20 protein-coding genes and 3 tRNA genes are annotated in these 22118 nt (G+C 75.8%); 15 read left to right on the forward strand and 8 right to left on the reverse strand.

Annotated elements, in window-relative coordinates; all coding sequences use genetic code 11:
* The first annotated feature begins 60 nt into the window (after positions 1 to 60).
* The 5 genes from O7628_RS20400 to O7628_RS20420 all read left to right on the forward strand — a co-directional run bounded on the left by O7628_RS20400 (position 61) and on the right by O7628_RS20420 (position 4800).
* Positions 61 to 1077, forward strand: coding sequence for a DUF58 domain-containing protein (locus tag O7628_RS20400; RefSeq protein ID WP_278136362.1), 1017 nt, complete (start codon positions 61 to 63; stop codon positions 1075 to 1077).
* Complete coding sequence (locus tag O7628_RS20405; protein ID WP_278132849.1) at positions 1074 to 2033, forward strand: VWA domain-containing protein; 960 nt, start codon at positions 1074 to 1076, stop codon at positions 2031 to 2033. Before O7628_RS20400 ends, O7628_RS20405 begins: the two co-directional genes overlap by 4 nt.
* Before the next feature lie 70 nt (positions 2034 to 2103).
* Entirely contained in the window at positions 2104 to 2967 is an 864-nt protein-coding gene (locus O7628_RS20410; protein WP_278132850.1) for a trypsin-like peptidase domain-containing protein, read from the forward strand.
* Between the two features lie 68 nt (positions 2968 to 3035).
* Positions 3036 to 3461, forward strand: coding sequence for an alternative ribosome rescue aminoacyl-tRNA hydrolase ArfB (arfB, locus tag O7628_RS20415; RefSeq protein WP_043962281.1), 426 nt, complete (start codon positions 3036 to 3038; stop codon positions 3459 to 3461).
* A 181-nt stretch (positions 3462 to 3642) separates the two neighbouring features.
* Positions 3643 to 4800 (forward strand): cellulose binding domain-containing protein, encoded by a 1158-nt coding sequence (locus O7628_RS20420; protein WP_278132851.1) that lies wholly within the window; start codon positions 3643 to 3645, stop codon positions 4798 to 4800.
* A 194-nt stretch (positions 4801 to 4994) separates the two neighbouring features.
* On the opposite strand, the gene O7628_RS20425 is transcribed toward O7628_RS20420, so the two are convergent.
* The 3 genes from O7628_RS20425 to O7628_RS20435 all read right to left on the reverse strand — a co-directional run bounded on the left by O7628_RS20425 (position 4995) and on the right by O7628_RS20435 (position 8177).
* Positions 4995 to 5711 carry a hypothetical protein gene (locus O7628_RS20425; protein ID WP_178063765.1) on the reverse strand — a complete coding sequence of 239 codons (717 nt, stop codon included), beginning with the start codon at positions 5709 to 5711 and terminating at the stop codon, positions 4995 to 4997.
* Between the two features lie 86 nt (positions 5712 to 5797).
* Complete coding sequence (locus O7628_RS20430) at positions 5798 to 6670, reverse strand: 3-methyladenine DNA glycosylase (RefSeq protein WP_278132852.1); 873 nt, start codon at positions 6668 to 6670, stop codon at positions 5798 to 5800.
* Between the two features lie 37 nt (positions 6671 to 6707).
* Positions 6708 to 8177: a hypothetical protein gene (locus tag O7628_RS20435; RefSeq protein WP_278132853.1), complete on the reverse strand. Its 1470-nt coding sequence runs from the start codon at positions 8175 to 8177 to the stop codon at positions 6708 to 6710.
* Between the two features lie 167 nt (positions 8178 to 8344).
* Here O7628_RS20435 and O7628_RS20440 point away from each other — a divergent pair, with 167 nt between their 5' ends.
* From O7628_RS20440 to O7628_RS20455, 4 genes are all read left to right on the forward strand, one after another.
* The gene (locus O7628_RS20440; RefSeq protein WP_278132854.1) at positions 8345 to 9148 is read left to right on the forward strand and encodes a fumarylacetoacetate hydrolase family protein; all 804 of its coding nucleotides are present in this window, start codon (positions 8345 to 8347) and stop codon (positions 9146 to 9148) included.
* A 125-nt stretch (positions 9149 to 9273) separates the two neighbouring features.
* A tRNA-Gln gene (locus O7628_RS20445) sits at positions 9274 to 9345 on the forward strand.
* A 135-nt stretch (positions 9346 to 9480) separates the two neighbouring features.
* Positions 9481 to 9553, forward strand: a tRNA-Glu gene (locus tag O7628_RS20450).
* Positions 9554 to 9749: 196 nt separating this feature from the next.
* Positions 9750 to 9822 (forward strand) — tRNA-Glu (locus O7628_RS20455).
* A 104-nt stretch (positions 9823 to 9926) separates the two neighbouring features.
* On the opposite strand, the gene O7628_RS20460 is transcribed toward O7628_RS20455, so the two are convergent.
* Positions 9927 to 10613 (reverse strand): IclR family transcriptional regulator, encoded by a 687-nt coding sequence (locus O7628_RS20460; protein WP_013284529.1) that lies wholly within the window; start codon positions 10611 to 10613, stop codon positions 9927 to 9929.
* 49 nt (positions 10614 to 10662) lie between these two features.
* Here O7628_RS20460 and leuC point away from each other — a divergent pair, with 49 nt between their 5' ends.
* The 4 genes from leuC to O7628_RS20480 all read left to right on the forward strand — a co-directional run bounded on the left by leuC (position 10663) and on the right by O7628_RS20480 (position 15774).
* Entirely contained in the window at positions 10663 to 12105 is a 1443-nt protein-coding gene (gene leuC, locus O7628_RS20465; protein ID WP_278132855.1) for a 3-isopropylmalate dehydratase large subunit, read from the forward strand.
* A gap of 16 nt (positions 12106 to 12121) precedes the next feature.
* Positions 12122 to 12709, forward strand: coding sequence for a 3-isopropylmalate dehydratase small subunit (leuD, locus tag O7628_RS20470; protein ID WP_074473783.1), 588 nt, complete (start codon positions 12122 to 12124; stop codon positions 12707 to 12709).
* Between the two features lie 172 nt (positions 12710 to 12881).
* On the forward strand, positions 12882 to 13601 hold the full coding sequence (locus O7628_RS20475) for an HU family DNA-binding protein (RefSeq protein ID WP_347405195.1): 720 nt from the start codon (positions 12882 to 12884) through the stop codon (positions 13599 to 13601).
* A 151-nt stretch (positions 13602 to 13752) separates the two neighbouring features.
* On the forward strand, positions 13753 to 15774 hold the full coding sequence (locus tag O7628_RS20480) for an endonuclease/exonuclease/phosphatase family protein (RefSeq protein WP_278132857.1): 2022 nt from the start codon (positions 13753 to 13755) through the stop codon (positions 15772 to 15774).
* 147 nt (positions 15775 to 15921) lie between these two features.
* Here O7628_RS20480 and O7628_RS20485 read toward each other — a convergent pair whose 3' ends face one another.
* From O7628_RS20485 to cofC, 4 genes are all read right to left on the reverse strand, one after another.
* The gene (locus O7628_RS20485) at positions 15922 to 16800 is read right to left on the reverse strand and encodes an NUDIX hydrolase (RefSeq protein WP_278132858.1); all 879 of its coding nucleotides are present in this window, start codon (positions 16798 to 16800) and stop codon (positions 15922 to 15924) included.
* 15 nt (positions 16801 to 16815) lie between these two features.
* Entirely contained in the window at positions 16816 to 18936 is a 2121-nt protein-coding gene (locus tag O7628_RS20490; protein WP_278136363.1) for an RNA degradosome polyphosphate kinase, read from the reverse strand.
* 440 nt (positions 18937 to 19376) lie between these two features.
* Positions 19377 to 19574, reverse strand: a complete 198-nt coding sequence (locus O7628_RS20495; protein WP_074473787.1) for a cold-shock protein — start codon at positions 19572 to 19574, stop codon at positions 19377 to 19379.
* 31 nt (positions 19575 to 19605) lie between these two features.
* Positions 19606 to 20241: a 2-phospho-L-lactate guanylyltransferase gene (cofC, locus tag O7628_RS20500; RefSeq protein WP_278132860.1), complete on the reverse strand. Its 636-nt coding sequence runs from the start codon at positions 20239 to 20241 to the stop codon at positions 19606 to 19608.
* 123 nt (positions 20242 to 20364) lie between these two features.
* Here cofC and O7628_RS20505 point away from each other — a divergent pair, with 123 nt between their 5' ends.
* Positions 20365 to 21111: a lysophospholipid acyltransferase family protein gene (locus O7628_RS20505; RefSeq protein WP_278132861.1), complete on the forward strand. Its 747-nt coding sequence runs from the start codon at positions 20365 to 20367 to the stop codon at positions 21109 to 21111.
* On the forward strand, positions 21108 to 22115 hold the full coding sequence (locus O7628_RS20510) for an NAD(P)H-dependent glycerol-3-phosphate dehydrogenase (RefSeq protein WP_074474037.1): 1008 nt from the start codon (positions 21108 to 21110) through the stop codon (positions 22113 to 22115). The genes O7628_RS20505 and O7628_RS20510 overlap by 4 nt, the downstream gene beginning before the upstream one ends.
* Positions 22116 to 22118: the final 3 nt, after the last annotated feature.

Below are 22118 nucleotides of genomic sequence, written 5' to 3' on the forward strand. Positions count from 1 at the left end.
GGCACCGCCCGGGCGACGCGGGCCGCCGGAGGAGCACCCGCCGCCGGGGGAGCCGGGTCGGTGCCGCCGGACCCGACCCTCGCCGACCTCGCGCCGGACCGGCGGCTGCGCCGGCTGGAGCTGACCGTCACCCGCCGCCTCGACGGGCTGCTGCACGGCGAGCACCGGGGCCTGCTGCCCGGCCCCGGCAGCGAGATCGCCGGCAGCCGCGAGTACCGGCCCGGCGAGGACGAGGTGCGCCGGATGGACTGGGCGGTCACCGCCCGGACCACCGTCCCGCACGTCCGCGAGGTCGACGCCGACCGGGAGCTGACCACCTGGCTGCTGGTCGACGCCAGCCCCAGCATGGAGTTCGGCACCGCCGAGCTGGACAAGCGCGAGCTGGCGGTGGCCGCCGTGGCGGCGGTCGGCTTCCTCACGGCGGGCTCCGGCAACCGGCTCGGCGCGCAGCTGCTCGGCGCGCACGGGCTGCGCCGGTTCCCCGCCCGGGGCGGGCGTACCCACCTGCTCGGTCTGCTGCGGGCCCTGCTGGCCGCGCCGCGCGCCGCCGGGACCGACCCGGCCGCCGGCCCGCCCGCCGCGCCCGGCCTCGCCGACGGGCTGGCCGCCGTGGGTCGGGCCGCCACCCGGCGCGGCCTGGTCGTGGTGGTCTCCGACCTCCTCGACGGGCTCCCGGACGACCCGACGGACCCGCCGCCCTGGGAGGTGGCGCTGCGCCGGCTCGCCGTCCGGCACCAGGTGCTCGCCGTGGAGGTGACCGACCCGCGCGAGCTGGAACTGCCGGACGTCGGCCTGATCACCCTGGTCGACCCGGAGACCGGCCGCCGGCGGGAGGTCTGCACCGGCGACCGCCGGCTGCGCGAGCGGTACGCCGAGGCGGCCCGCGCCCAGCGCGACCAGGTCCGCCAGGTGCTGCGCCGGTGCGGGGCGGCCCACCTGCCGCTGCGCACCGACCGCGACTGGTGCGCCGACATCGTCCGGCACGTGCACGCCCAGCGCCGGCTCGCCCTGGCCCCGGCGGCCAGCGGCACCGGCCGGACGGCCCGCTCCGGAGCGCTGTCGGGGGGTGCCGCGTGAGCTGGGAGTCGCCCCTGCGGCTCTGGCTGCTGCTCGGGGTCGCCGCGCTCGCCGTCGGCTACCTGCTCGCCCAGCGCCGCCACAGCCGGTACGCGGTCCGCTTCACCAACCTGCGGCTGCTCGACCGGGTGGCCCCGCACCGCCCGGCCTGGCGGCGGCACGTGCCGGCGGGCCTGTTCCTGGCCATGCTGGCGCTGCTGGTGGTGGGCTTCGCCCGGCCCAGCGCCGAGGTGCGGGTGCCCCGGGAACGGGCCACCGTCATGGTGGCGGTCGACGTGTCCACCTCGATGCTCGCCTCCGACGTGGACCCGGACCGGCTCAGCGCCGCCAAGGACGCGGCCCGGCGCTTCGTCGACGGCCTGCCCGAGGAGTTCAACGTCGGGCTGGTCGCGTTCGCCGGCAGCGCCGCCGTGCTGGTGCCGCCCGGCACGGACCGGGAGGCCCTGCACGACGGCATCGAACGCCTCGCCGAGGGCAGCACCGGCGTGCAGGGCACCGCCATCGGGGAGGCCATCAACACCTCCCTCGGCGCGGTGAAGGCGCTGGACAGCCAGGCCGCGCAGGACCTGCCGCCGGCCCGGATCATCCTGCTCTCCGACGGCGCGAACACCTCCGGCATGGACCCGATGGAGGCCGCCGCCGAGGCCGTCGACGCGAAGGTGCCGGTGCACACCATCTCGTTCGGCACCCCGTCCGGGTTCGTCGACCGGGGCGGGCGGCCCATCCAGGTGCCGGTGGACGGGCAGACCCTCAAGGCGGTCGCCGACTCCACCGGCGGCGGCTTCCACGAGGCGACCACCCGCGAGGAGCTGCGGGCGGTGTACGACGACATCGGCACCTCCGTCGGCTACCGCACCCAGCGGCAGGACGTCTCCGCCCGGTTCATCGGGCTGGGACTGGTGCTGGCCATGGGGGCCGCGGCGGGATCGATGCGGTGGTTCTCCCGGCTGCCCTGAACACGGCGGCCCCACCGGCCGGCCCGGTCCGGTCGGACTCCCCGACAGATGTCGACGTGAGGAGCAGCGGATGGCAGTACAGACCGGACTGGGCGAGCCGCGCGGGCCGTGGTTCGTCTCGCCCGAGCTCGACCCCGACGGGCGTGGCCGGCGGGACGTACCCGGTGGGGGCGGGGCCGACCGGCGTCGGACCTGGCAGGGCCGGCTGCTGGCCGCCGCCGGGGTGGTGGCGCTGTCCACCCTGTCCGGCGCGGCGGCGGGCGCGTGGGTCGCCGACCCGGGCGACGTGCCGGGCCCGGAGGCGGCGTCGGCCGCGCCCGTGCCGGCGGAGCTGGTGACCGCCGCCGAGCGCACCGTGCCGGGGGTGGTGTCGGTGCTGGTCGGCGGGGCCGCCGGAAGCTCGGCGACCGGGTCCGGCTTCGCCATCGACGACCAGCAGCACCTGATCACCAACGACCACATCCTCGCCAAGGGCGGCGGCGGGGCGGTGACGGTGGAGCTGCCGGACGGCCGGCGGTTCGCCGCCGAGGTCGTCGGCCGGGAACCGGGCAGCGACCTGGCCGTACTGCGGGTGCCGCCGGACGCCGGTCTGGCCCCGCTGCCGCTGGCCAAGCCGGGGGCCACCCGGGTCGGCGAGCCGGTGCTCGCGGTCGGCTCCCCGCTCGGGCTCGCCGGCACCGTCACCGCGGGCATCGTCAGCGCCCTCGACCGTCAGGTGCGCCTCGGCGCGACCCGGCACCGCGCCGTGCAGACCGACGCGTCCATCAACCCGGGCAACTCCGGCGGCCCGCTGGTCAACGCCCGGGGCGAGGTGGTCGGCGTGAACACCGCCATCGCCACCATCGACGGCAGCGGCTCGATCGGCATCGGCTTCGCCATCCCGATCGAGCAGGTGCAGCAGAGCGCCGACGCGATCATCGGGAAGGGTGGCTGACCCCGGCCGGGCCGCCGCCGGGCCCCACGGCCACCCACCACGCCCGGGCGGGGCGCTAGCCTGCTGACGTGGACGACGGACTGCGGGTGACCGACCGGCTGGTGGTGCCGGCCGCCGAGCTGCGGGAACGTTTCTCCCGCTCGTCGGGCCCGGGCGGGCAGGGCGTCAACACCACCGACTCGCGGGTGGAGCTGAGCTTCGACGTCGCAGGCTCGCCGAGCCTGCCCGAGCCGCTGCGCGCCCGGGCCCTGGACCGCCTGGCCGGCCGGCTCGTCGACGGGGTGCTCACCATCGCCGCCAGCGAGCACCGGGCCCAGCTCGCCAACCGGGAGGCCGCCCGGGAGCGGATGGCGGCCCTGCTGCGCGAGGCGGTCGCCCCGCCGCCCCCGCCGCGCCGCCCCACCCGCCCGTCGCGGGGAGCGAAGGAACGCCGCCTCGCCGACAAGAAGCGCCAGGCGCAGCGCAAGCGCGACCGCCGCGTCGACGGCGACTGACCGCGCCGCGCCCTGCACCGCCGCGCCCTGCACCGGCGCGCCCTGCACCGCCGCGACTGCCACCTCCGCGCCTGCCACCTCCGCGCGTTGCCCGCCGCGTCGGGGTCTGCTGGAATGGCTTCGGGAGCAACAGGGCCGTCACCGACCGCGCACGACGTCATGTGACAGGAGTCCCTCCACCATGCCCCGAAAGCCCTTCCTCTCCGCCCTCCTCGCCGCCCTCGCGGCCGTGCCGCTGACGTTGCTGCTCGGGCTCGTCGCCGCGCCGCCCGCCCTGCCGGCCGCCGCCGACCCGGTGCGCGTCATGCCGCTGGGCGACTCGATCACCGGCTCGCCCGGCTGCTGGCGTTCCCTGCTCTGGAACCGTCTCCAGTCGACCGGCCACACCGACGTCGACTTCGTCGGCACCCTCGGCCCGCAGGGCTGCGGCCAGCCGTACGACGGCGACAACGAGGGCCACGGCGGATACCTGGTGACGAACGTCGCCAACCAGAACCTGCTGCCCGGCTGGCTCTCCGCCACCGACCCCGACGTCGTGCTCATGCACTTCGGCACCAACGACGTGTGGAGCAACATCCCCCCGGCGACCATCCTGGCCGCGTACTCCAAGCTGGTCGACCAGATGCGGGCCAGCAACCCGGCGATGCGGGTGATCGTCGCGAAGATCATCCCGATGGCCCCCGCGAGCTGCGCCGAGTGCGGGCAGCGGGTGGTGGCGCTCAACAGCGCGATCGACGGCTGGGCGGCGGGCAAGACCACCGCGCAGTCGCCGATCGTGGTCGTCGACCAGTGGACGGGCTTCAGCACCGCCGCCGACACCTACGACGGGGTGCACCCGAACGCCGCCGGCGACCAGAAGATGTCGGACCGCTGGTATCCGGCGGTGGTCGCCGCGCTGACCGGCGGCACCCCGACGGCCACGCCCACGGCCACCCCGACGGCCACCCCCAGCGCGACCCCGTCGGTCACGCCGACGCCCACCCCGACCGTCACGCCGACGCTGTCGCCGCCGGTCACCCCGACCTCGAACCCCGGTGGCGGGTGCACGGCCAGCTACCGGATCGTCGGGCAGTGGCAGGGCGGCTTCCAGGGCGAGGTAACCGTGCGCAACACGGGCACCGCGGCGCTGAAGGGCTGGACGGTCCGGTTCGGCTTCGCCGACGGCCAGCGGATCGACCAGGCGTGGAACGCCGACGTGACGCAGAGCGGAACCGCGGTGACCGCGCGGAACGTCAGCTGGAACGGGGCCCTCGCGCCCGGTGCCGAGGCGGCCTTCGGGTTCCTCGGCAGCGCCGGCGCCAGCAACCCGGTGCCGCAGACGAGCTGCGCCACGTCCTGATCCCCGGCCGCGCCGCGCGCTCGGGCCGACCGACCTGCCCTCGCCACCCCCCGTTTCCGTCCCTTTGCTCTGCACCCTGATACGCAACAGCGACCCTCGGTGGCCGCTGCGTCCGTGGGTGCAGAGCAAAGGGGGCGGGTTGTGTCTGGTGAGGCGGCGGGTCGGTCGGTGGAGGCCGGCGCGCGGCGTCGCCGTCAGCGGGCGTGCCCGTGGGCCCGCCCCGGCAGCAGCCAGTGGTTGAAGTCCCAGCCGAAGACCGAGGTGCAGGTCATCCGCTGGATGCCGGGCTTGAAGCCCCAGAGGTCGAGCCGGCCGAGGCCGTGCGCGGCCAGCTCCGCTGCCGCCGGGTCGGTCGTCGCCAGGTCCGTGTCGTCGAGGACCACCAGGCCGGACGGGGCGAGGTGCTTCGGCGCGACCCGGGCGCAGACGGTGCGCGAGGCGCCGTCGATCACCACCACGTCCCAGGGGGCCCCGTCGGCGACCGCCGTCACGTAGGGGGAGTCCGCCGAGCCGTCCCACCAGCCGTCGGCGCAGGGCACGTGCCGGATCTCCCCGTTGGCCGGCTGGGGGAGCTGGGCGAACCAGGCGGCGTCGTGCTCGACGGAGACGATCTCGCCGACCCGGCCGGGCCGGGCGAACCAGGACGTCGACGATCCCGAGCCGTACTCGAACACCCGCACCCCGGGGTGCAGCACGTCGTCCAGCCACCGCACGGCGGAGTAGCTGAGCCAGGGCAGCGGCCGGCCCTCGCCGTCGACGGGCGCCGCCCCCACCGACCGGTGCCAGCCCTGCCCGCGCAGGGTGGCCAGCGCCTCCAGCGACGTCTGCGCCTCGCGGCGGGAGCGGGGGATGCCGGGCGCGGTGCGTCGGATCAGGCCCCGCGCCCGCCCGGCGAGTGATCGTCTGGTCATGGTGCTCCCGTTTCCTCGTCCCGCGGGTACAGGAAGCCAACGAACGGAAAGCGCGAAAGGTGATGAAAGGTGCGAAAAGGGGAGGGTCAGGCGATGCCCAGCGCGGCGAGCAGGCGGGCCCGCAGGCCGGCGGCGCGCTCGGCGAAGCCCCGCTGGGCGGCGGCGTACTCGGCCCGGCCCTCCGGCGTCTCCACCCGCACCGGCGGGTAGCCGAGCGCGGCCAGATCGTAGGGGCTGGCCCGCATGTCCAGCGTGCGGATCTCGCGGGCCAGCGCGAACGCGTCGGCGACCAGCTCGCTGGGCACCAGCGGCGACAGCTTGTAGGCCCACTTGTAGAGATCCATGTTGGCGTGCAGACAGCCCGGCTGCTCCAACTCGTGCTGGCGCTCCCGGGTCGGGGTGAGCACGTTCAGCGGCCGGGCCGGCGCGGTGAAGAACCGGTACGCGTCGAAGTGGCTGCACCGCACGCCCCGCTCCTGCACGACCTCGGCGGTGCGCTCCGGGCTGAGCCGCAGCGGCCACGCGTTGTGGCGTACCTCCTCCTGGGTCTGCCGGTAGACCATCGCCCACTCGTGCATCCCGAAGCAGCCCAGGTGCGCCGGGCGGCCCGCCGTCGCCGTGAGCAGGGCACGGATCCAGTCGACCGACTCGGCCCGCCGGGCGCGTACCGCATCGGTGTCGAGGGTGAGCCCGGCGGCGGTGGCGCGGTAGTCCCGGCCGAACTCGGCCGGGTCCGCGCCCCGCAGCACCGCCCCCGCGCCCGGGTGCCAGCGGCGCAGCTGGGCGGGGCGGTGCGAGTAGTAGGTGAAGAGGAAGTCCTCCACCGGGTGCTTGCGCCCGGCGCGGCGGCGGGCCAGGTGCGGGGCCAGCCACCCGTCGACCCGCTCCTCGTGAGCCCGGCGCCGCGCCTGCCAGTCGGCCAGGTCGAGCGGCGCGGCGGGGGCGAGGGCGGCGGTCACCCGACCAGCGTACGACCGCCGCCCGACCGACCCGGCCTCAGGGAACGTCGACCCGGACCCCGGCGGAGAACACCCCGCTGCGCAGCTCCAGCTGCTCGGGCCGGTCGGCGTCGTCGACGGTGAACACCAGCGGCAGCACCAGCCGGCTGCCCGCGGCGAGGGGCTGGCCGAAGACGTCCCGCCCCTGGTTGGCCAGCCGGGTGGCGGCCTCGTCGACGCTGACCCAGGTGCCACCCGGCAGGTACGCCCGCTGCATCTCGCCGTGCCAGGTCTGCTGCTCGGGGGTGAGGTTGCGCACCCCGACCGTGGCCTGGCACTGCCGCCCGGCGATCGACGGCGTCGACGGGCAGGCGACCCGGTAGACGGTGAACTCCAGCGCCTGCTCCCGCAGCGGCACGCCGACCACGCCGGTGGTGCTGGTGCCCACCCACGCGCCGCTGCTCGGCTGCTTGGTCGTGTCGATCGCGGCCACCCGCTGCGTGGCCGTCACCGTCGCGGCGAGCGCCACGCCGGCCAGGACCGCGACGGCCGCCCCCACCACCAGCCACACCGGGGGCCTGCGGCGGCGGCCCACGGCGACCGGCGCGACCGGACGGGACGGCCCGCCCTGGCCGGGTGCCGCCGTCGGGGCCGTGCCGGGGGACCCTGCGCCGGTGCCGGCGTAGACGGTCCCCGCCCCGGCGGGCCGGTTCCCCGCGCCGCCGGATCCGGTGCGCCCGGCCGTGGCCCGGGCCCGGCGGCGTCGCTGCCACCACCAGAGCCCGGCGGCCGTGAGCAGGAGCACCCCGGCCAGCGCGGCGAGCAGCGCCGCGGGCCGTCGCCAGGCCGGCGCGTCGGTGGCCTGGGCCGCCGGGACCGGGGAGCGGTCCCAGGTCGCGGTCGCGCAGTCGTACGGCCGGTCGCCGCCGGCCGCGAAGGCGCAGGCGGGCGCGGACAGGGCGCGGCCCGGCGCGGCGGTGGTGAGCGCCGTGTGCAGGGTGGTGGTGCTGCGCGCCGGGAGCCGTAGCTGCCAGGTCACCTCCGTGGTGGTGGCCGAGCGGCTGGTCCGCCCACCGGGCGTGACCCAGGTGGCCGACGTGCCGGGCGGCAGCTCCTGGCGCACCGTGGTGGCCACGGCCATGCTGCTGGCGTTGCGCACCTGGACCTGGTAGCCCGGGGCCGGCGTGCCGGCCGGCGTGACCAGCACCGTCACGGCCGACGCCGCGCCCCGCGTCGGCACGACCACGGACGGGGAGACCAGCGGCGGCGGCGCGGGGGCCGCAGGCGTCGCCGCGGTGCCCGTCGGCGTCGGCGTCGGCGTCAGCGTGGCCGCCGCCGCCCGGAGCACCCCCGGTGGCGCGGCGGTGGCCCGGGGTGCGGTGGCCGGTGGCGCGGCGGCCCGGGGTGCGGTGGCCTCCGGCGCGGCGGGCTCCGGGGCCACCGTGGGCAGCGCCGGAACGGCGGCGAGAATGCCGAGGCAGTGCACGAACACTGCGAGGGCCCTGTGGTGTCGTCTCGATGCAGGCATACGAACGAACCTCCGGTAGCCGACGCTAGGTGCGGCTCCCCGCCGTGCGGGTACGAAGCGGCGAACCCGGCCCGCGGCGGCGGCATCCGGCGTACGCTGGCCCGCCGCGCGCCGGCCCGTGGCCGACGCGCCGGTGCCGCCCCGGCCGGGCGGGCTAGATTGGCCCGGTGCGTATCGCTCGTTTCGCTCATGCCAAGGGAATGTCGTTCGGGGTCGTCGAGGGCGAACCGGGGGCGGGCCCCGAGGGCCTGACCGTCGCCGAGATCGAGGGTCACCCGTTCGGCCAGATCCAGTTCAGCGGCGCCCGGTGGGCGCTCTCCGACGTCCGGCTGCTCTCCCCGATCCTGCCCAGCAAGGTGGTCTGCGTCGGCCGCAACTACGCCGAGCACGCCGCCGAGCTGGGCAACGACGTGCCCAAGGAGCCGCTGCTGTTCCTCAAGCCGTCCACCTCCGTGATCGGGCCCCGGGACGCCATCCGGCTGCCGATCTTCTCCAAGCAGGTCGAGCACGAGGCCGAGCTGGCCGTGGTGATCGGCGCGCCGGGCGCCCGCCGGGCCGACCGGGCCGCCGCCGAGCGGGCCATCTTCGGCTACACCTGCGCCAACGACGTCACCGCGCGGGACCTCCAGCGTTCCGACGGGCAGTGGACCCGGGCCAAGGGCTTCGACTCGTTCTGCCCCATCGGCCCGTGGATCACCACGGGGCTCGACGTGACCGACCTGGAGGTCCGCTGCGAGGTCGGCCGCAACCCGGAGGAGATGGAGGTACGCCAGCTCGGCCGCACCCGGGACATGGTCTTCGACGTGCCGGCGCTGGTGTCGTACGTCTCGCACGTGATGACGCTGCTCCCCGGCGACGTGGTCCTCACCGGCACGCCGGCCGGGGTTAGCCCGCTCACGGAGGGGGATACGGTCACCGTGCGTATCGAGGGGATCGGGGAGCTGAGCAACCCGGTCGTCCCGGTGACCTGAGCCGTCGGAAGCCCGAAGCCGCAGGCCAGATGCGGTTTCGGGCCCCCGATTTGGCCTGTGGGGGGCGGGAGGGTAAAGTTTCTCTCCGGTGCCGCAAGGCACCGAACGGCACCGCGAGGTGCCAATGGGGTATGGGGTAATTGGCAGCCCGACTGATTCTGGTTCAGTTAGTCTAGGTTCGAGTCCTGGTACCCCAGCAACCGGCGTTCGCGAGAGTGACCGGTCGCTGGATCACATCGGAGAGCGTTCCGGCCCGCGCGAGCAGGCAGGGGCGATCGACCGGTAGTGTTCAGTAGCACCGCCCGGCAGGGCGGTGGAGCAAGGCAGGTTCTGGCCCCGTCGTCTAGCGGCCCAGGACGCCGCCCTCTCAAGGCGGTAGCGCGGGTTCGAATCCCGTCGGGGCTACAGGTGTATCCAGCCCGTCTCACTGCGGTGAGGCGGGCTGATTTGCGTCATGGGCCCGCCCGCGGGGGGTCCTCTCGGCATGGTCTTCCCGTCGGCGCCGCCTTCGCGTTCCGTCCACCCCTGCGCGCGCGGCCCGGGGACCCGTCGCTAGACTACAGCGGCACCGTCCGGCAGGGCGGTGAAGCAGGAAAGTTCTGGCCCCGTCGTCTAGCGGCCCAGGACGCCGCCCTCTCAAGGCGGTAGCGCGGGTTCGAATCCCGTCGGGGCTACACCCAGAAAGGCCCGTCTCACCCCGGTGAGCCGGGCCTTTCCCCGTTCCACCCCCGTCCCGCCCACCGGCACGGGAGGGGCGGAACAGGGGTGGGGGTCGGGCTCAGAGGCCGCTCAGGCGTTGGCCGGCTCGGACGACGGCCATGGCGTGACGTTCGCCGGGGCGGCGGCCGAGGCGCTCGATGGGGCCGGAGATGCTGATCGCGGCGATCACCCGGCCCGTGCGGTCCCGGATCGGGGCCGAGACGCTCGCCACCCCCGCCTCCCGCTCGGCGACGCTCTGCGCCCAGCCGCGCCGGCGGACCTCGGCGAGGGTGCGCCCGGTGAACTTCGACCGGGGCAGCAGCGGCATCACCGCCTCCGGCGGCTCCCAGGCCAGCAGGATCTGCGCCGCCGAACCGGCGGTCATCGGCAGCACCGAGCCCACCGGGACGGTGTCCCGCAGCCCGCTGGCCCGCTCGGCGGCGGCCACGCAGATCCGCTCGTCCGCGCGGCGCAGGTAGAGCTGGGCGCTCTCCCCGGTGGCGTCGCGCAGCGCGGCCAGCAGCGGCTCCGCCGCCGTCAGCAGCACGTCCGGCGCGGCGTTGGCGAGCTCACCGAGCCGGGGCCCGGGGCGCCAGCGGCCCTGGGTGTCCCGGACGAGCATCCGGTGGATCTCCAGCGCCTGTGCCAGCCGGTGCGCGGTGGCCCGGGGCAGCTTGGTGCGTTCAACGAGTTCGGCCAGGCTGGCGCCGTCGACACAGGCGGCCAGGATGACCACCGCCTTGTCGAGAACGCCGACACCGCTCATACTGTGTCCCACAAGCCGAAATTTACCTCCCAGAATTTAGGATGTCCAGATGGTGGGAGACACTCGACCGAGGACCCTGGCCGAGAAGGTCTGGGACGCGCACGTCGTCCGGTCCGCCGACGGTGAACCGGACCTGCTCTACATCGACCTGCACCTGCTGCACGAGGTCACCAGCCCGCAGGCCTTCGACGGCCTGCGGCTCGCCGGCCGCCCCGTGCGCCGCACCGACCTCACGCTCGCGACCGAGGACCACAACACCCCCACGGGGTACGCCGACCCGGCGTTCTCGCAGCGGCGCGGCGACCTGCTCACGATCGCGGACCCCACCTCCCGCACCCAGATCGAGACGCTGCGCCGCAACTGCGCCGAGTTCGGCGTCCGGCTGCACCCGCTCGGCGACGCCAACCAGGGCATCGTGCACGTCATCGGCCCGCAGCTGGGCGTCACCCAGCCCGGCATGACGATCGTCTGTGGCGATTCCCACACCGCCACCCACGGCGCCTTCGGCGCGCTCGCGTTCGGCATCGGCACCAGCGAGGTCGAGCACGTGCTGGCGACCCAGACGCTGCCGCAGGCCCGCCCGAAGACGATGGCCGTGAACGTCACCGGCCAGCTGGGTCCCGGCGTCACCGCCAAGGACCTGGTGCTCGCCCTCATCGCCCAGGTCGGCACCGGCGGTGGGCGGGGTCACATCGTGGAGTACCGGGGCGAGGCGATCCGCGCGCTCTCCATGGAGGGGCGGATGACCGTCGCCAACATGTCGATCGAGTGGGGCGCCAAGGCCGGCATGATCGCGCCGGACGAGACCACGTTCGCGTACCTCAAGGGGCGGCCGAACGCGCCCCAGGGGGCCGACTGGGACGCGGCGGTGGAGTACTGGCGGAGCCTGCCCACCGACGACGGCGCGACGTTCGACGCCGAGGTGACCCTCGACGCGAGCCGGATCACGCCGTTCGTCACCTGGGGCACGAACCCGGGCCAGGGCGCGCCGCTGGGCGCTGCCGTCCCCGACCCGGAGGAGTTCGCCGGCGAGTCCGAGCGGGCCGCCGCCCGCCGCGCGCTGGAGTACATGGACCTCACCCCCGGCACCCCGCTGCGCGACCTCTCCGTCGACGTGGTCTTCGTCGGCTCCTGCACCAACGGCCGCCTGGAGGACCTCCGCGCCGCCGCCGACGTGCTGCGCGGACACACGGTCGCCGACGGCGTACGGATGCTCGTGGTGCCCGGCTCGGCCGCCGTCCGGGAGGCCGCCGAGGCCGAGGGGCTGGACAAGGTCTTCACCGACGCCGGGGCCGAGTGGCGGTTCGCCGGCTGCTCGATGTGCCTGGGCATGAACCCGGACACGCTCGCCCCGGGTGAGCGTTCCGCCTCGACCTCCAACCGCAACTTCGAGGGCCGCCAGGGCCGGGGCGGGCGCACGCACCTGGTGTCGCCGCCGGTCGCCGCCGCCACCGCCGTCGTCGGCCGGCTCGCCGCCCCCGCCGACCTGTAGAAGGGCAGCCGCACAGATGGACAAGTTCACCGTGCACACCGGCACCGCCGTGCCGCTGCGCCGCTCCAACGTGGACACGGATCAGATCATCCCCGCCGTGTACCTCAAGCGGGTGACCCGGACGGGATTCGCCGACGGCCTCTTCAACGCGTGGCGGGAGGATCCCTCATTCGTGTTGAACGATGCCGCGTATTCGGGTGCGTCGATTCTTGTGGCGGGCCCGGAGTTCGGCACGGGGTCGTCCCGGGAGCACGCCGTGTGGGCGCTGCGCGACTGGGGGTTCAAGGCGGTGGTCTCGCCCCGATTCGGTGACATCTTCCGTGGCAATGCCCTCAAGGAGGGGCTGCTGCCGGTCGAGTTGGAATTGCGGGCCGTCGAGGAGCTGTGGGCCCTCGTCGAGTCCGACCCGACGACCCCGGTCACCGTCGACCTGACGTCCCGTGAGGTCCGGGCCGGGGACGCCACCTGGTCCTTCCCCCTCGACGACTTCAGCCGTTGGCGGCTGATGGAGGGGTTGGATGACATTGGACTCACACTTCGGCACGAGGCCGACATCACCTCCTACGAGCGCGGCCGGAGCCCGTTCCTGCCCTCCGTGGCATAGCCGTACGCCCGATCCCGCATCGGTTTCCGCCCCCACCGGCCCCGCCGGTGGGGGCGAATCCGTTACGACACAAGGGCTTTTTTCCACCGAATGTTTGTGTCCAGGCAGCACAGGGCATACCGTGCGCGCAGAATGGCTCGCGTCGAGTCAGTTGCACAATCGGGAGGAAGTAGTGAACAAGGCCGAGCTCATCGAGGCGCTCGCCGTTCGCCTGGGGGACCGGAAGACGGCGACGGCCGCGCTCGACGCGGTCCTCGCTGAGGTCCAGGCGGCGGTCACCAAGGGCGAGAAGGTGGCGATCACCGGATTCGGAGCGTTCGAGAAGCGCGTCCGGGGTGCGCGAACAGCGCGCAACCCGCGTACCGGCGAGGCGGTGAAGGTCAAGAAGACATCCGTCCCGACCTTCCGGGCCGGCGCCGGTTTCAAGGAGATGGTGGCCAGCGGGAAGGTGCCGAAGGCCACGGCGGCGGCGAAGAAGACCGCCACGGCCGCCACCAAGGCGACGACCGCCAAGGCCACCACGGCCAAGGCGGCCGGGACCAAGGCCACCACGGCCAAGGCCACCACCGCGAAGGCGGCCGGGGCCAAGGCCACCGGGGCGAAGGCCACCACGGCCAAGGCGGCGGGGGCCAAGGCGGCGGGGGCGAAGGCCACCACCGCGAAGGCCGCCGCGACGAAGAAGGCCGCCCCGGCGAAGGCGACCAAGACGACGGCGGCCAAGACCGCCACGAAGAAGGCCGCCCCGGCGAAGAAGTCGGCGGCGGCGACCAAGTCGACCGCGGCGAAGAAGACCACCACGGCGGCGACCAAGAGCACCACGGCCAAGAGCACGGCGGCCAAGAAGGCGCCGGCGAAGAAGTCCCCGGCCAAGAAGGCGGCCACCAAGCGCTGACCGGCCGGCACCGTCCCGCGGGGCGTCCACCCGAACGGTGGGCGCCCCGCGGCGTGCCCGGGTGGGGCAGCGTCGCTTCCCGACCGTTGACCGACGGCGTGCCACGCGCGGAGAATCGCCGAACCCCTCACCGGTCGGCGAAAGGCAGCCCGTGCGCTACCGCCACCTCAGCACCGCCGCGCTCGCCCTCGGCGTCGTCGCGCTCACCGACGTGCTGCGGGTCTTCCTCCCGTCGGTCATCACCATCTTCGGGCAGGCCGCCACCACCCCCGCCGAGCTGCTCGGCGCGTTCGCGCTGGGCTGGTTCGTGCTCGCCCTCGCGTTCCCGCCGCTGGTCCGCCGGCTCGGGGCGCGGCCCGTCACGCTCGCCGCCGCGGTCGCGCTGGGCGGCGCGCGGCTCGCCCTCACCGCCGCGCCGGGCGGTCGTACGCAGCTCTGGCTGGCCACCGCCGGCCTGCTCGCCGGACTGCTCTGGCTGGCCGGCGCCGCCGCGACCATCGGCCGGCCGGTGCCGGGGCTGGCGCTGGGCATCGCCCTCGGCGCGGTCGGGCACGCGGTGCTCGGCACGTACGACCTGGTCTGGCGGGGTGGCCCGGTCGGGTGGGCCGGCAGCGTGGCCCTCGTGGCGGTGTTCCTGGCCGCCACGGCGGGCCCCGCGCGGCCGGCGGAACCGGGCGGGGCCCGCGCGTGGCTGCTCGCCGGCCCGGCGTTGCTGCTGACCGGCCTCGTGGCGCTCTCCCCGGCGGTGGCCGCGACCGCCGCCTCCTACTGGCGTGGCCCCGGCGGCGGGCTCTCCTGGCCGCCGGAACCCGGCGACATCGCCACCCTGCCGGCCTGGGCGGTCGGCATCTTCCTGCTCGCCGCGCTGGGCCGGCCGCCCCGGGGGCGCTGGCGGCTGGCCGGCCCGCTGGCGCTGGTGGTGGGCGCGGTGCTGTTCGCCACCGGCGACCCCGGGCTGCTGGGGCCGGTGGTGGTGCTGACCGCCGCCGGCACGGGTGCCTGCCTCGCCCTCGCCGGCAGCGCACCGACCGTCGTCGCGCCACCCTCCGTCGCCGCCGGGCTGCCCGCTGCCGCCGCTCCACCCGCCACCGCGCGGCTCTCCGCCGGGGCACCCGCCGCGCCGCCCTCCGCTGTCGCGCCACCCGCCACGGTGCCGCCCGCCGCGCCGTCACCCGGCAGGGACCCGAGGCGGGCCGCCCGGCCCGGCCTCGCGGCGGTGCTGGGCATGCTGCTCTTCGCCGTCGCCGCCGTCGGCTACTACGCCGCCTACGACCTCGGCTACCCCAACGCCGCCGTGCCGGTCGCGGTGGCCGCCCTCGTCGCCGCCGTGGCCCTCGGCGGGCCCCGGGGGGCGACGTCCGCGCCGCCTAGGCGGTGGGTGCCGGGCATCGCCGTGGCCGGCGGCCTCGTCGTGCTCGCCGCGACGGGACTGCCGGCCGGCGTCCCCGTCCCGTCGCGGCCCGGCACGCCCCCGGCGGCGGTCCGGGTGGTGGCCTACAACATCCGGATGGGGTACGGACTGGACGGACGGTTCGACCCCGACGGGCTGGCCCGGGTGGTCGCCCGCGAACGCCCCGACGTGGTGGTGCTCGGCGAAATGGACCGGGGCTGGCTGCTCAACGGCGGCCACGACACCCTCGCCCTACTCGCGGCGCGGCTGCGCATGCCGTACGTCTTCGCGCCCGCCGCCGATCCGCTCTGGGGCGACGCGGTCCTCAGCCGGTTTCCCGTGGCGGCGGCCCGCAGCGAGCGGCTGGCCCCGGCCGGCGCGCCCACCGGCGCCCAGGCGCTCGGCGTGACCGTCGACGTCGGCGGCGGCGTACGCCTCGCCGTGGTCGCCACCCACCTGCAACCGCCGCCGGGGCAGGAGCCGGTGGCGCAGGCCCGCGCGGTGGCGGGCTTCGCCCTGCGGTACGCCGCCGGGCTGCCCCTCGTGGTCGCCGGTGACCTGAACACGGAGCCGGGCGCACCGGGGTACGCGGAGTTCACCCGCGTCGGGCTGGTCGACGCGCTGGCCGCGGCCCGGCCCCTGCCCACGAGCCCGGCCGACGAGCCGCGCGAGCAGATCGACCACGTGCTGGTCTCGGCGGGCGTGCGGCCCGCCGGCCCGGTGGCGCCCCGCAGCACCGCCAGCGACCACCTCCCCGTCGCGGTGACCCTGGCCCTGCCGTGACGCCCGCCCCAGCCCGGCTGCGACACCCGCGCGCCGCCTGCCGCGCCCGCCCGGGGCCCTGCCGCACCCGCCCGCGGCGTCGGGCTGCGGGCGTGGCGGTGAGCGGGGAACCCCTCTCTACCGGATGCGTTAAGAAGGGGCCCTTCCTTACCAGCGGTCGGCGGCGAGGAGACGGTCGGCGGCGAAGGCGAGCAGCCAACCGCCGCCCTTTTCGGTGGTGAAGTCGCCGGCGCGGCCGGCGAGGCGCTCCAGCGCGCCGGGCATCACCCGGCCCTGGCTGCACGCCCCGGCCGCGCCCCCGGCGGCGGCCAGCTCCGCCAGGCAGGCGGCGGCGGCCAGCGCCCGCTCGTGCGGGTCCTGGCCGGGCCGCGGCTCGTCCAGGTCGCCGGTCACCTCGACCGGCAGGTCGAGCAGGGCGGCCGCCGGGTCGAGGGTCTGCACGCACCGGCGGGCGGAGGCGGACAGCAGCCGGGTCGGGCGGACCAGCGCCACCAGGGGCGCGAGGGCGTGCGCCTGGGCCCGACCGGTCTCGTCGAGCGGCCGGGCGGAGTCCGGACCGGACCAGGTGCCGCGCCGGCCGGCCTGGGCGTGCCGGACCAGGGCCACCGTCGCGGTGACCGGCGGGAGGGCGGCGAACGCGGTCAGCACCTCGGCGTCGTGCGGGTAGCTGACCAGCCGGGCGGCCTCCCCGACGGGCAGCCAGCGGATGTCGTCGACCTCGGTGTCGGGCTGGAAGCCCCCCGTGTCGACGGCCCGCATCGACCAGTAGTGGACGACCTTCGGCCGGCCCTCGCTGCGGTAGCGCACGGTGGGCAGCCGCACCTGCGGCACCGCCCGCACGTCGGCCTCCTCGGCGACCTCCCGCACGGCGGCCAGCAGCGGGTGCTCGCCCGGCTCCAGCTTGCCCTTCGGCAGCGACCAGTCGCCGTAGCGGGGGCGGTGCACGAGGCAGACCAGCACGCCGCCGTCGGCCTGACGCCAGGCCACCCCGCCCGCCGCCCGGATCACGCGTTCCCCCTCCGGCATCCGCTCAGCCTAGGCTCATCCGGCCGTGCCGCCGACGCGGCGCAGCAGCAGGTCCTGTAGGTGGGTCGGCGGGGCCTGCCCCGTGCCGGTGCTCCGGGTCCAGGAGCCGTCGCCGTGCAGCTCGAACGCCTCCACGTCGGGGCTGAACGCGGCGGTGAGCACGTGGTCCAGCTCGGCGCGGGCCACCGGGTCGCTCACCTGCACCAGCGCCTCCACGCGGCGGTCCAGGTTGCGGTGCATCAGGTCGGCCGAGCCCATCCAGAACTCGGCCGAGCCGTTGTTGCCGAACCGGAAGATCCGGGAGTGTTCCAGGAACCGGCCGAGGATCGAGCGGACCCGGATGTTCTCCGACAGCCCCGGCACCCCCGGGCGCAGCGTGCACATGCCCCGGATCAGCAGGTCCACGTGCACCCCGGCCCGGGACGCCCGGTAGAGCGCGTCGGTGACCTCCTCGTCGACCAGCGAGTTGACCTTGAACTGGACCAGGCCCGGCATGCCGAGCCGGACGTGGCTGACCTCCCGCTCGATTCGCTCGATCAGCCCCCGCCGGATGCCCTGCGGCGCCACCAGCAGCCGGCGGTACGCGGTCTGCCGGCTGTAGCCGGTCAGCACGTTGAACAGGTCCGTCAGGTCCGCGCCGATCTCGGGGTCGGCGGTGAGCATGCCGAAGTCCTCGTAGAGCCGGGCGGTCTTCGGATGGTAGTTGCCGGTGCCGATGTGGCAGTAGCGGCGGATCTGGTTGCCCTCCTGGCGGACGACCAGGGCGGTCTTGCAGTGCGTCTTGAGGCCCACCAGGCCGTAGACGACGTGGCAGCCCGCGCGTTCCAGGGTGCGCGCCCAGCCGATGTTGGCCACCTCGTCGAAGCGGGCCTTCAGCTCCACCAGCACCACCACCTGCTTGCCGGCGGCCGCCGCGTCGACCAGCGCGTCGACGATGGGGGAGTCCCCGCTGGTGCGGTAGAGGGTCTGCTTGATGGCCAGCACGTCGGGGTCGGCGGCGGCCTGTTCGATGAAGCGCTGCACGCTGGTCGCGAACGAGTGGTACGGGTGGTGCACCAGCACGTCGCCGTCGCGCAGGGTGGCGAAGACGCTGCGTGGCACCTCGCCCTCGGTGAGCCGGGGATGGGTGGCCGGCACGAACGGCGGGTCCTTCAGGTCGGGGCGGTCGGCGTCGCCGTAGAGCTGCCACAGCGCCGACAGGTCGAGCAGCCCGCGTACGCGCAGCACGTCGTGGCTGTCCATGTCCAGCTCGCGGACGAGCAGCTCCAGCATGTGGTCGGAGATCGAGGCGGCGACCTCCAGCCGCACGGGCGGGCCGAACCGGCGGCGGGCCAGCTCCCGCTCCAGGGCCTGCAGGAGGTCCTCGTCGCGGTCCTCGTCGACCTCCACCTCGGCGTTGCGGGTGACCCGGAACAGGTGGCACTCGACGACCTGCATGCCGGAGAAGAGCTGCCCCAGGTGCACCGAGATCAGCTCCTCGACCGGGAGCACCCGCACCCCGGGGGACTCCCGGTCGACCCGGACGAAGCGCGGCACGTTGTTCGGCACCTTGACCCGGGCGAACAGCTCCGAGCCGCCGTCGGGGTCGCGGACCGCCACGGCCAGGTTCAGCGACCGCCCGGAGATGTACGGGAACGGGTGGGCCGGGTCGACCGCGAGCGGCGTGAGCACGGGAAAGATGTGTTCCCGGAAGTAGGTGCGCAGCCGCTCCCGCTCGGGGGCGTCCAGGTCCGTCCAGCGCAGGATGCGGATGTCCTCGGCGGCGAGCTTCGGCAGCACGTCGTCGACGAAGCAGGAGGCGTGCCGGCCGACCAGCTCGGCGGTCCGCTCGCCGATCCGCTCCAGCTGGGTACGCAGCGGCAGCCGGTCCCCGCCGCGCACCGGCAGCCCGGCGGACTGGCGGCGCTTCAGGCCGGCCACCCGGACCATGTAGAACTCGTCGAGGTTGCTGGCGAAGATCGCCAGGAACTTGGCCCGCTCCAGCAGCGGCGTGCGTGGGTCCTCGGCCAGGGCGAGCACCCGGGCGTTGAAGTCGAGCCAGGACAGCTCCCGGTTGAGGAACCGGTCCTCGGGCAGCGGCTTCGGCGACGCGGGCTCGTCGTCGGGGAGGGGGCCGGCGTCGAGCACCTCCTCCAGCCCGGTCGACGCCGCCGCCCGGCCGGGCGGGGCCGTCGTCGGGTCGGGCGGGGCCGTCGTCGGGTCGGCGGGCCCCGGGGCGGCCCCGGCCGTCGGGGGTTCGCTCCCGTTCGGCCCGGCGGCCCCGGCGGATGCCGGCCGACCGGGACGGCCCGGCGCGGCGGTCGCGGAGGCCCCGGCCGAGCCGGCGGCCTCGGGAGCGTCGCGCGGACGGAACCGGCCGTCGGTGCCGCGCCGGCGGGACCCGTCGCGCCGACGCGCCGGATCGCCGGGCTCGGGTCGGTCGGCGACGGCGGGCTCGGGTCGGTCGGGGCCGGGCTCGGGTCGGTCGGCGGCGGGGCGGTGGTCGGCGGCCGGGCCGGTGGGGTGCTCGCGAGGGGTGCTCACCCAGTCATAATGTCCCGGAACGGGTTAACGCAAAATGAACTTGGGCGGGGAGCTCACGGCATCGTCGGCAACGTCACCCGGACGATCGCCCCGGCGGCGTCGGTCTCGACCCGCACCCGCTGGCCCAGCCGCAGCAGCCGCAGGCCGGAGGCGTCGAAGGCGCGTGCCGGGAACGCCAGCTCGGTGCCGTCGTCGAGCAACAGCACGCCGCTGCGCGTCGCCGCGTCGTAGGTGGCCACGGTGCCCTGCATGCCAGCACCGTACACCGGGGCCGGCGGTGGCTCAGCCCGCGCGGGCGGCGGTGAGGGCGGCGGTGCGCGGCCCGAGCCCGAGCCGGGCGGCGGCGGCCAGGTCGGCCGCGGTGTCGACGTCCCGGCGCAGGGTGGGCCAGTCGCCGGCCAGCGGCAGCGCCCCGCCCGCCTCGTGCGCCGCGGCCGAGCCGACCCCGAACCGGGGGTCCAGCGGCACGCCGGCCGGCGTGGCGAGCAGCACCGTGCCGCTCCCCGGGGCGTCGGCCACGAACCGGCGTACCCCCGGCGGGCCGGCGGCGATCGCGCGTAGCGCGGCGGTCAGCTCGGCCGGGCGCAGCGCCGGCAGGTCCGCCGTGAGCCCGGCCACCCACCCGCCGCCGGCCGCGACCGCCGCGCCGAGCCGGAAGGCCGCGTTCAGGCCGGCGTCCGGCGCGTCCGGCACGACCCGCACGCCCGCCGCGCGGACGGCCGCCGCCACGCGGGCGTCGCGGGTGACGACCACCACCCCGGCGACCGCCGGGCACGCCCGCACGGCGGCGACCGTGTCGGCCGCCAGGGCCAGCGCCAGCTCCTCGTGGGGTACGGCCGGCAGCGCCCCCCGCAGCCGGCTCTTCGCCACGCCGAGGCGCTTCACCGGCACCACCACAGTCCAGGTCCGCTGCCGCACGGCACAATCCTGCCAGTCGGCCCGGCGGTACCCTCACTGGCCGTACCGGGGGCGAGCAGGCATGATTTCGCTGCGGGCGGCACGGGCGGGTGCGGCGTGGGGTCGGGGCTACGAGGAGGCAGGGTGACGCGGCGCAGGCTGGGGTTCTGGCAACGATTCGCCGTGGTGCTGGTCAAGCCCGTCATGACGGTCTGGACCCGGCGCACCTGGCGCGGCATGGAGCACCTGCGCCACGACGGCGGCGTCATCATCGTCCCCAACCACCTCTCGCACGCCGACCCGCTGGTCTCCGCGCACTTCATCTACGACGCCGGGCGCTGGCCGAGGTACCTGGGCAAGGCCAGCGTCTTCCGGGTGCCCGTGGTGGGCTGGATCCTGCACCGCTGCCTCCAGATCCCCGTCGAGCGCGGCACGGTCGACGCCGTCAAGTCCCTGGACGCCCTCGTCGCCGCCCTGCACGAGGACGGCGCCGTGGTGATCTACCCGGAGGGCACCACCACCCGGGAACCCGACCTGTGGCCGATGAAGGGCAAGACGGGGGCCGCCCGGCTCGCGCTGGCCACCGGCGCGCCGGTGATCCCGGTCGCCATGTGGGGGCCGGAGCGGCTCTTCGACCCCCGGAACAACCGGCTGGGCCTGCGGCCCCGCATCCCGGTGACCGTCGTCGCCGGGCCGCCCGTCGACCTGAGCCGGTGGGCCGGCTCCACGCCCACCAAGGCCACCCTGGAAGAGATGACCGACACCATCATGCTGCGCCTGCGCGACCAGCTCGCCGAGATCCGGGGCGGGACGCCGCCGCCGCTGTGGGAACGACCGGCGCGGGCCACCGGCGCCGCCCGCCCGACGCGGGGCCGGGAGGACGCGGCGTGACCGGCCACGTGGCGGTGCTGGGGGCCGGGTCGTGGGGGACCGCCTTCGCCAAGATCCTCGCCGACGCCGGCCGGGACGTGACGATCTGGGCCCGGCGGCAGCCGGTGGCCGAGGCGATCCGGCTGCGCCGGCACAACCCGGAATACCTCCCCGACCTGCGGCTGCCCGACCGGGTCACCGGCACCGGCAGCGCCGCCGAGGCGATCCGGGGCGCGGAGATCGTGGTGCTCGCGGTGCCGTCGCAGACGCTGCGCGGCAACCTCGCCGAGTGGGTCGGCGACCTGCACCCGGACGCGACCCTGGTGTCCCTGATGAAGGGCATCGAGCTGGGCACGACCAAGCGGATGAGCGAGGTGATCGTGGAGACCGCCCGGGTCACCCCGGACCGGGTGGTCGTCGTCTCCGGCCCCAACCTCGCCCCCGAGATCGCCGCCGAGCAGCCCGCCGCCACCGTGGTCGCCGGCACCGACGACCGCCGCGCCCAGCTCGTCCAGGCGTCGATCCGCACGCCCTACTTCCGGCCGTACACCAACGACGACGTGATCGGCTGCGAGCTGGGCGGCGCGGTGAAGAACGTGATCGCCCTCGCGTACGGCATCGCCACCGCGATGGGCTTCGGCGACAACACCCGGGCGATGCTGATGACCCGGGGGCTCGCCGAGACCGCCCGCCTCGGGGTGGCCCTGGGCGCGGACCCGATCACCTTCGCCGGCCTGGCCGGGATGGGCGACCTCGTGGCGTCCTGCTCGTCGCCGCTGGCCCGCAACCGCACCTTCGGCGAGCACCTCGGCCGGGGCGAGAACCTGGAGCAGGCGCAGGCGGCCACCCGGCAGACCGCCGAGGGCGTGAAGAGCTGCCTGGCGATCCGGGACCTGGCCCGCGCGCACGGGGTGGAGATGCCCATCACCGAGCAGATCGAGCGGATCTGCCACGAGGGGATGGACCCCCGGCTCGCCGTCGACGCGCTGATGAGCCGCACCGCCAAGCCCGAGTCGTACGAGTGAGGC

Source organism: Micromonospora sp. WMMD956 (assembly GCF_029626125.1).
Classification (GTDB): Bacteria; Actinomycetota; Actinomycetes; order Mycobacteriales; family Micromonosporaceae; genus Micromonospora; species Micromonospora carbonacea.

Coding starts and splice junctions, on each gene's coding strand:
- O7628_RS20410 (WP_278132850.1), top strand. CDS start 2,104: ATGGCAGTACAGACCGGACTGGGCGAGCCGCGCGGGCCGTGGTTCGTC.
- O7628_RS20420 (WP_278132851.1), top strand. CDS start 3,643: ATGCCCCGAAAGCCCTTCCTCTCCGCCCTCCTCGCCGCCCTCGCGGCC.
- O7628_RS20425 (WP_178063765.1), bottom strand. CDS start 5,711: ATGACCAGACGATCACTCGCCGGGCGGGCGCGGGGCCTGATCCGACGC.
- O7628_RS20435 (WP_278132853.1), bottom strand. CDS start 8,177: ATGCCTGCATCGAGACGACACCACAGGGCCCTCGCAGTGTTCGTGCAC.
- O7628_RS20460 (WP_013284529.1), bottom strand. CDS start 10,613: ATGAGCGGTGTCGGCGTTCTCGACAAGGCGGTGGTCATCCTGGCCGCC.
- leuC (WP_278132855.1), top strand. CDS start 10,663: ATGGTGGGAGACACTCGACCGAGGACCCTGGCCGAGAAGGTCTGGGAC.
- leuD (WP_074473783.1), top strand. CDS start 12,122: ATGGACAAGTTCACCGTGCACACCGGCACCGCCGTGCCGCTGCGCCGC.
- O7628_RS20485 (WP_278132858.1), bottom strand. CDS start 16,800: ATGCCGGAGGGGGAACGCGTGATCCGGGCGGCGGGCGGGGTGGCCTGG.
- O7628_RS20495 (WP_074473787.1), bottom strand. CDS start 19,574: ATGCAGGGCACCGTGGCCACCTACGACGCGGCGACGCGCAGCGGCGTG.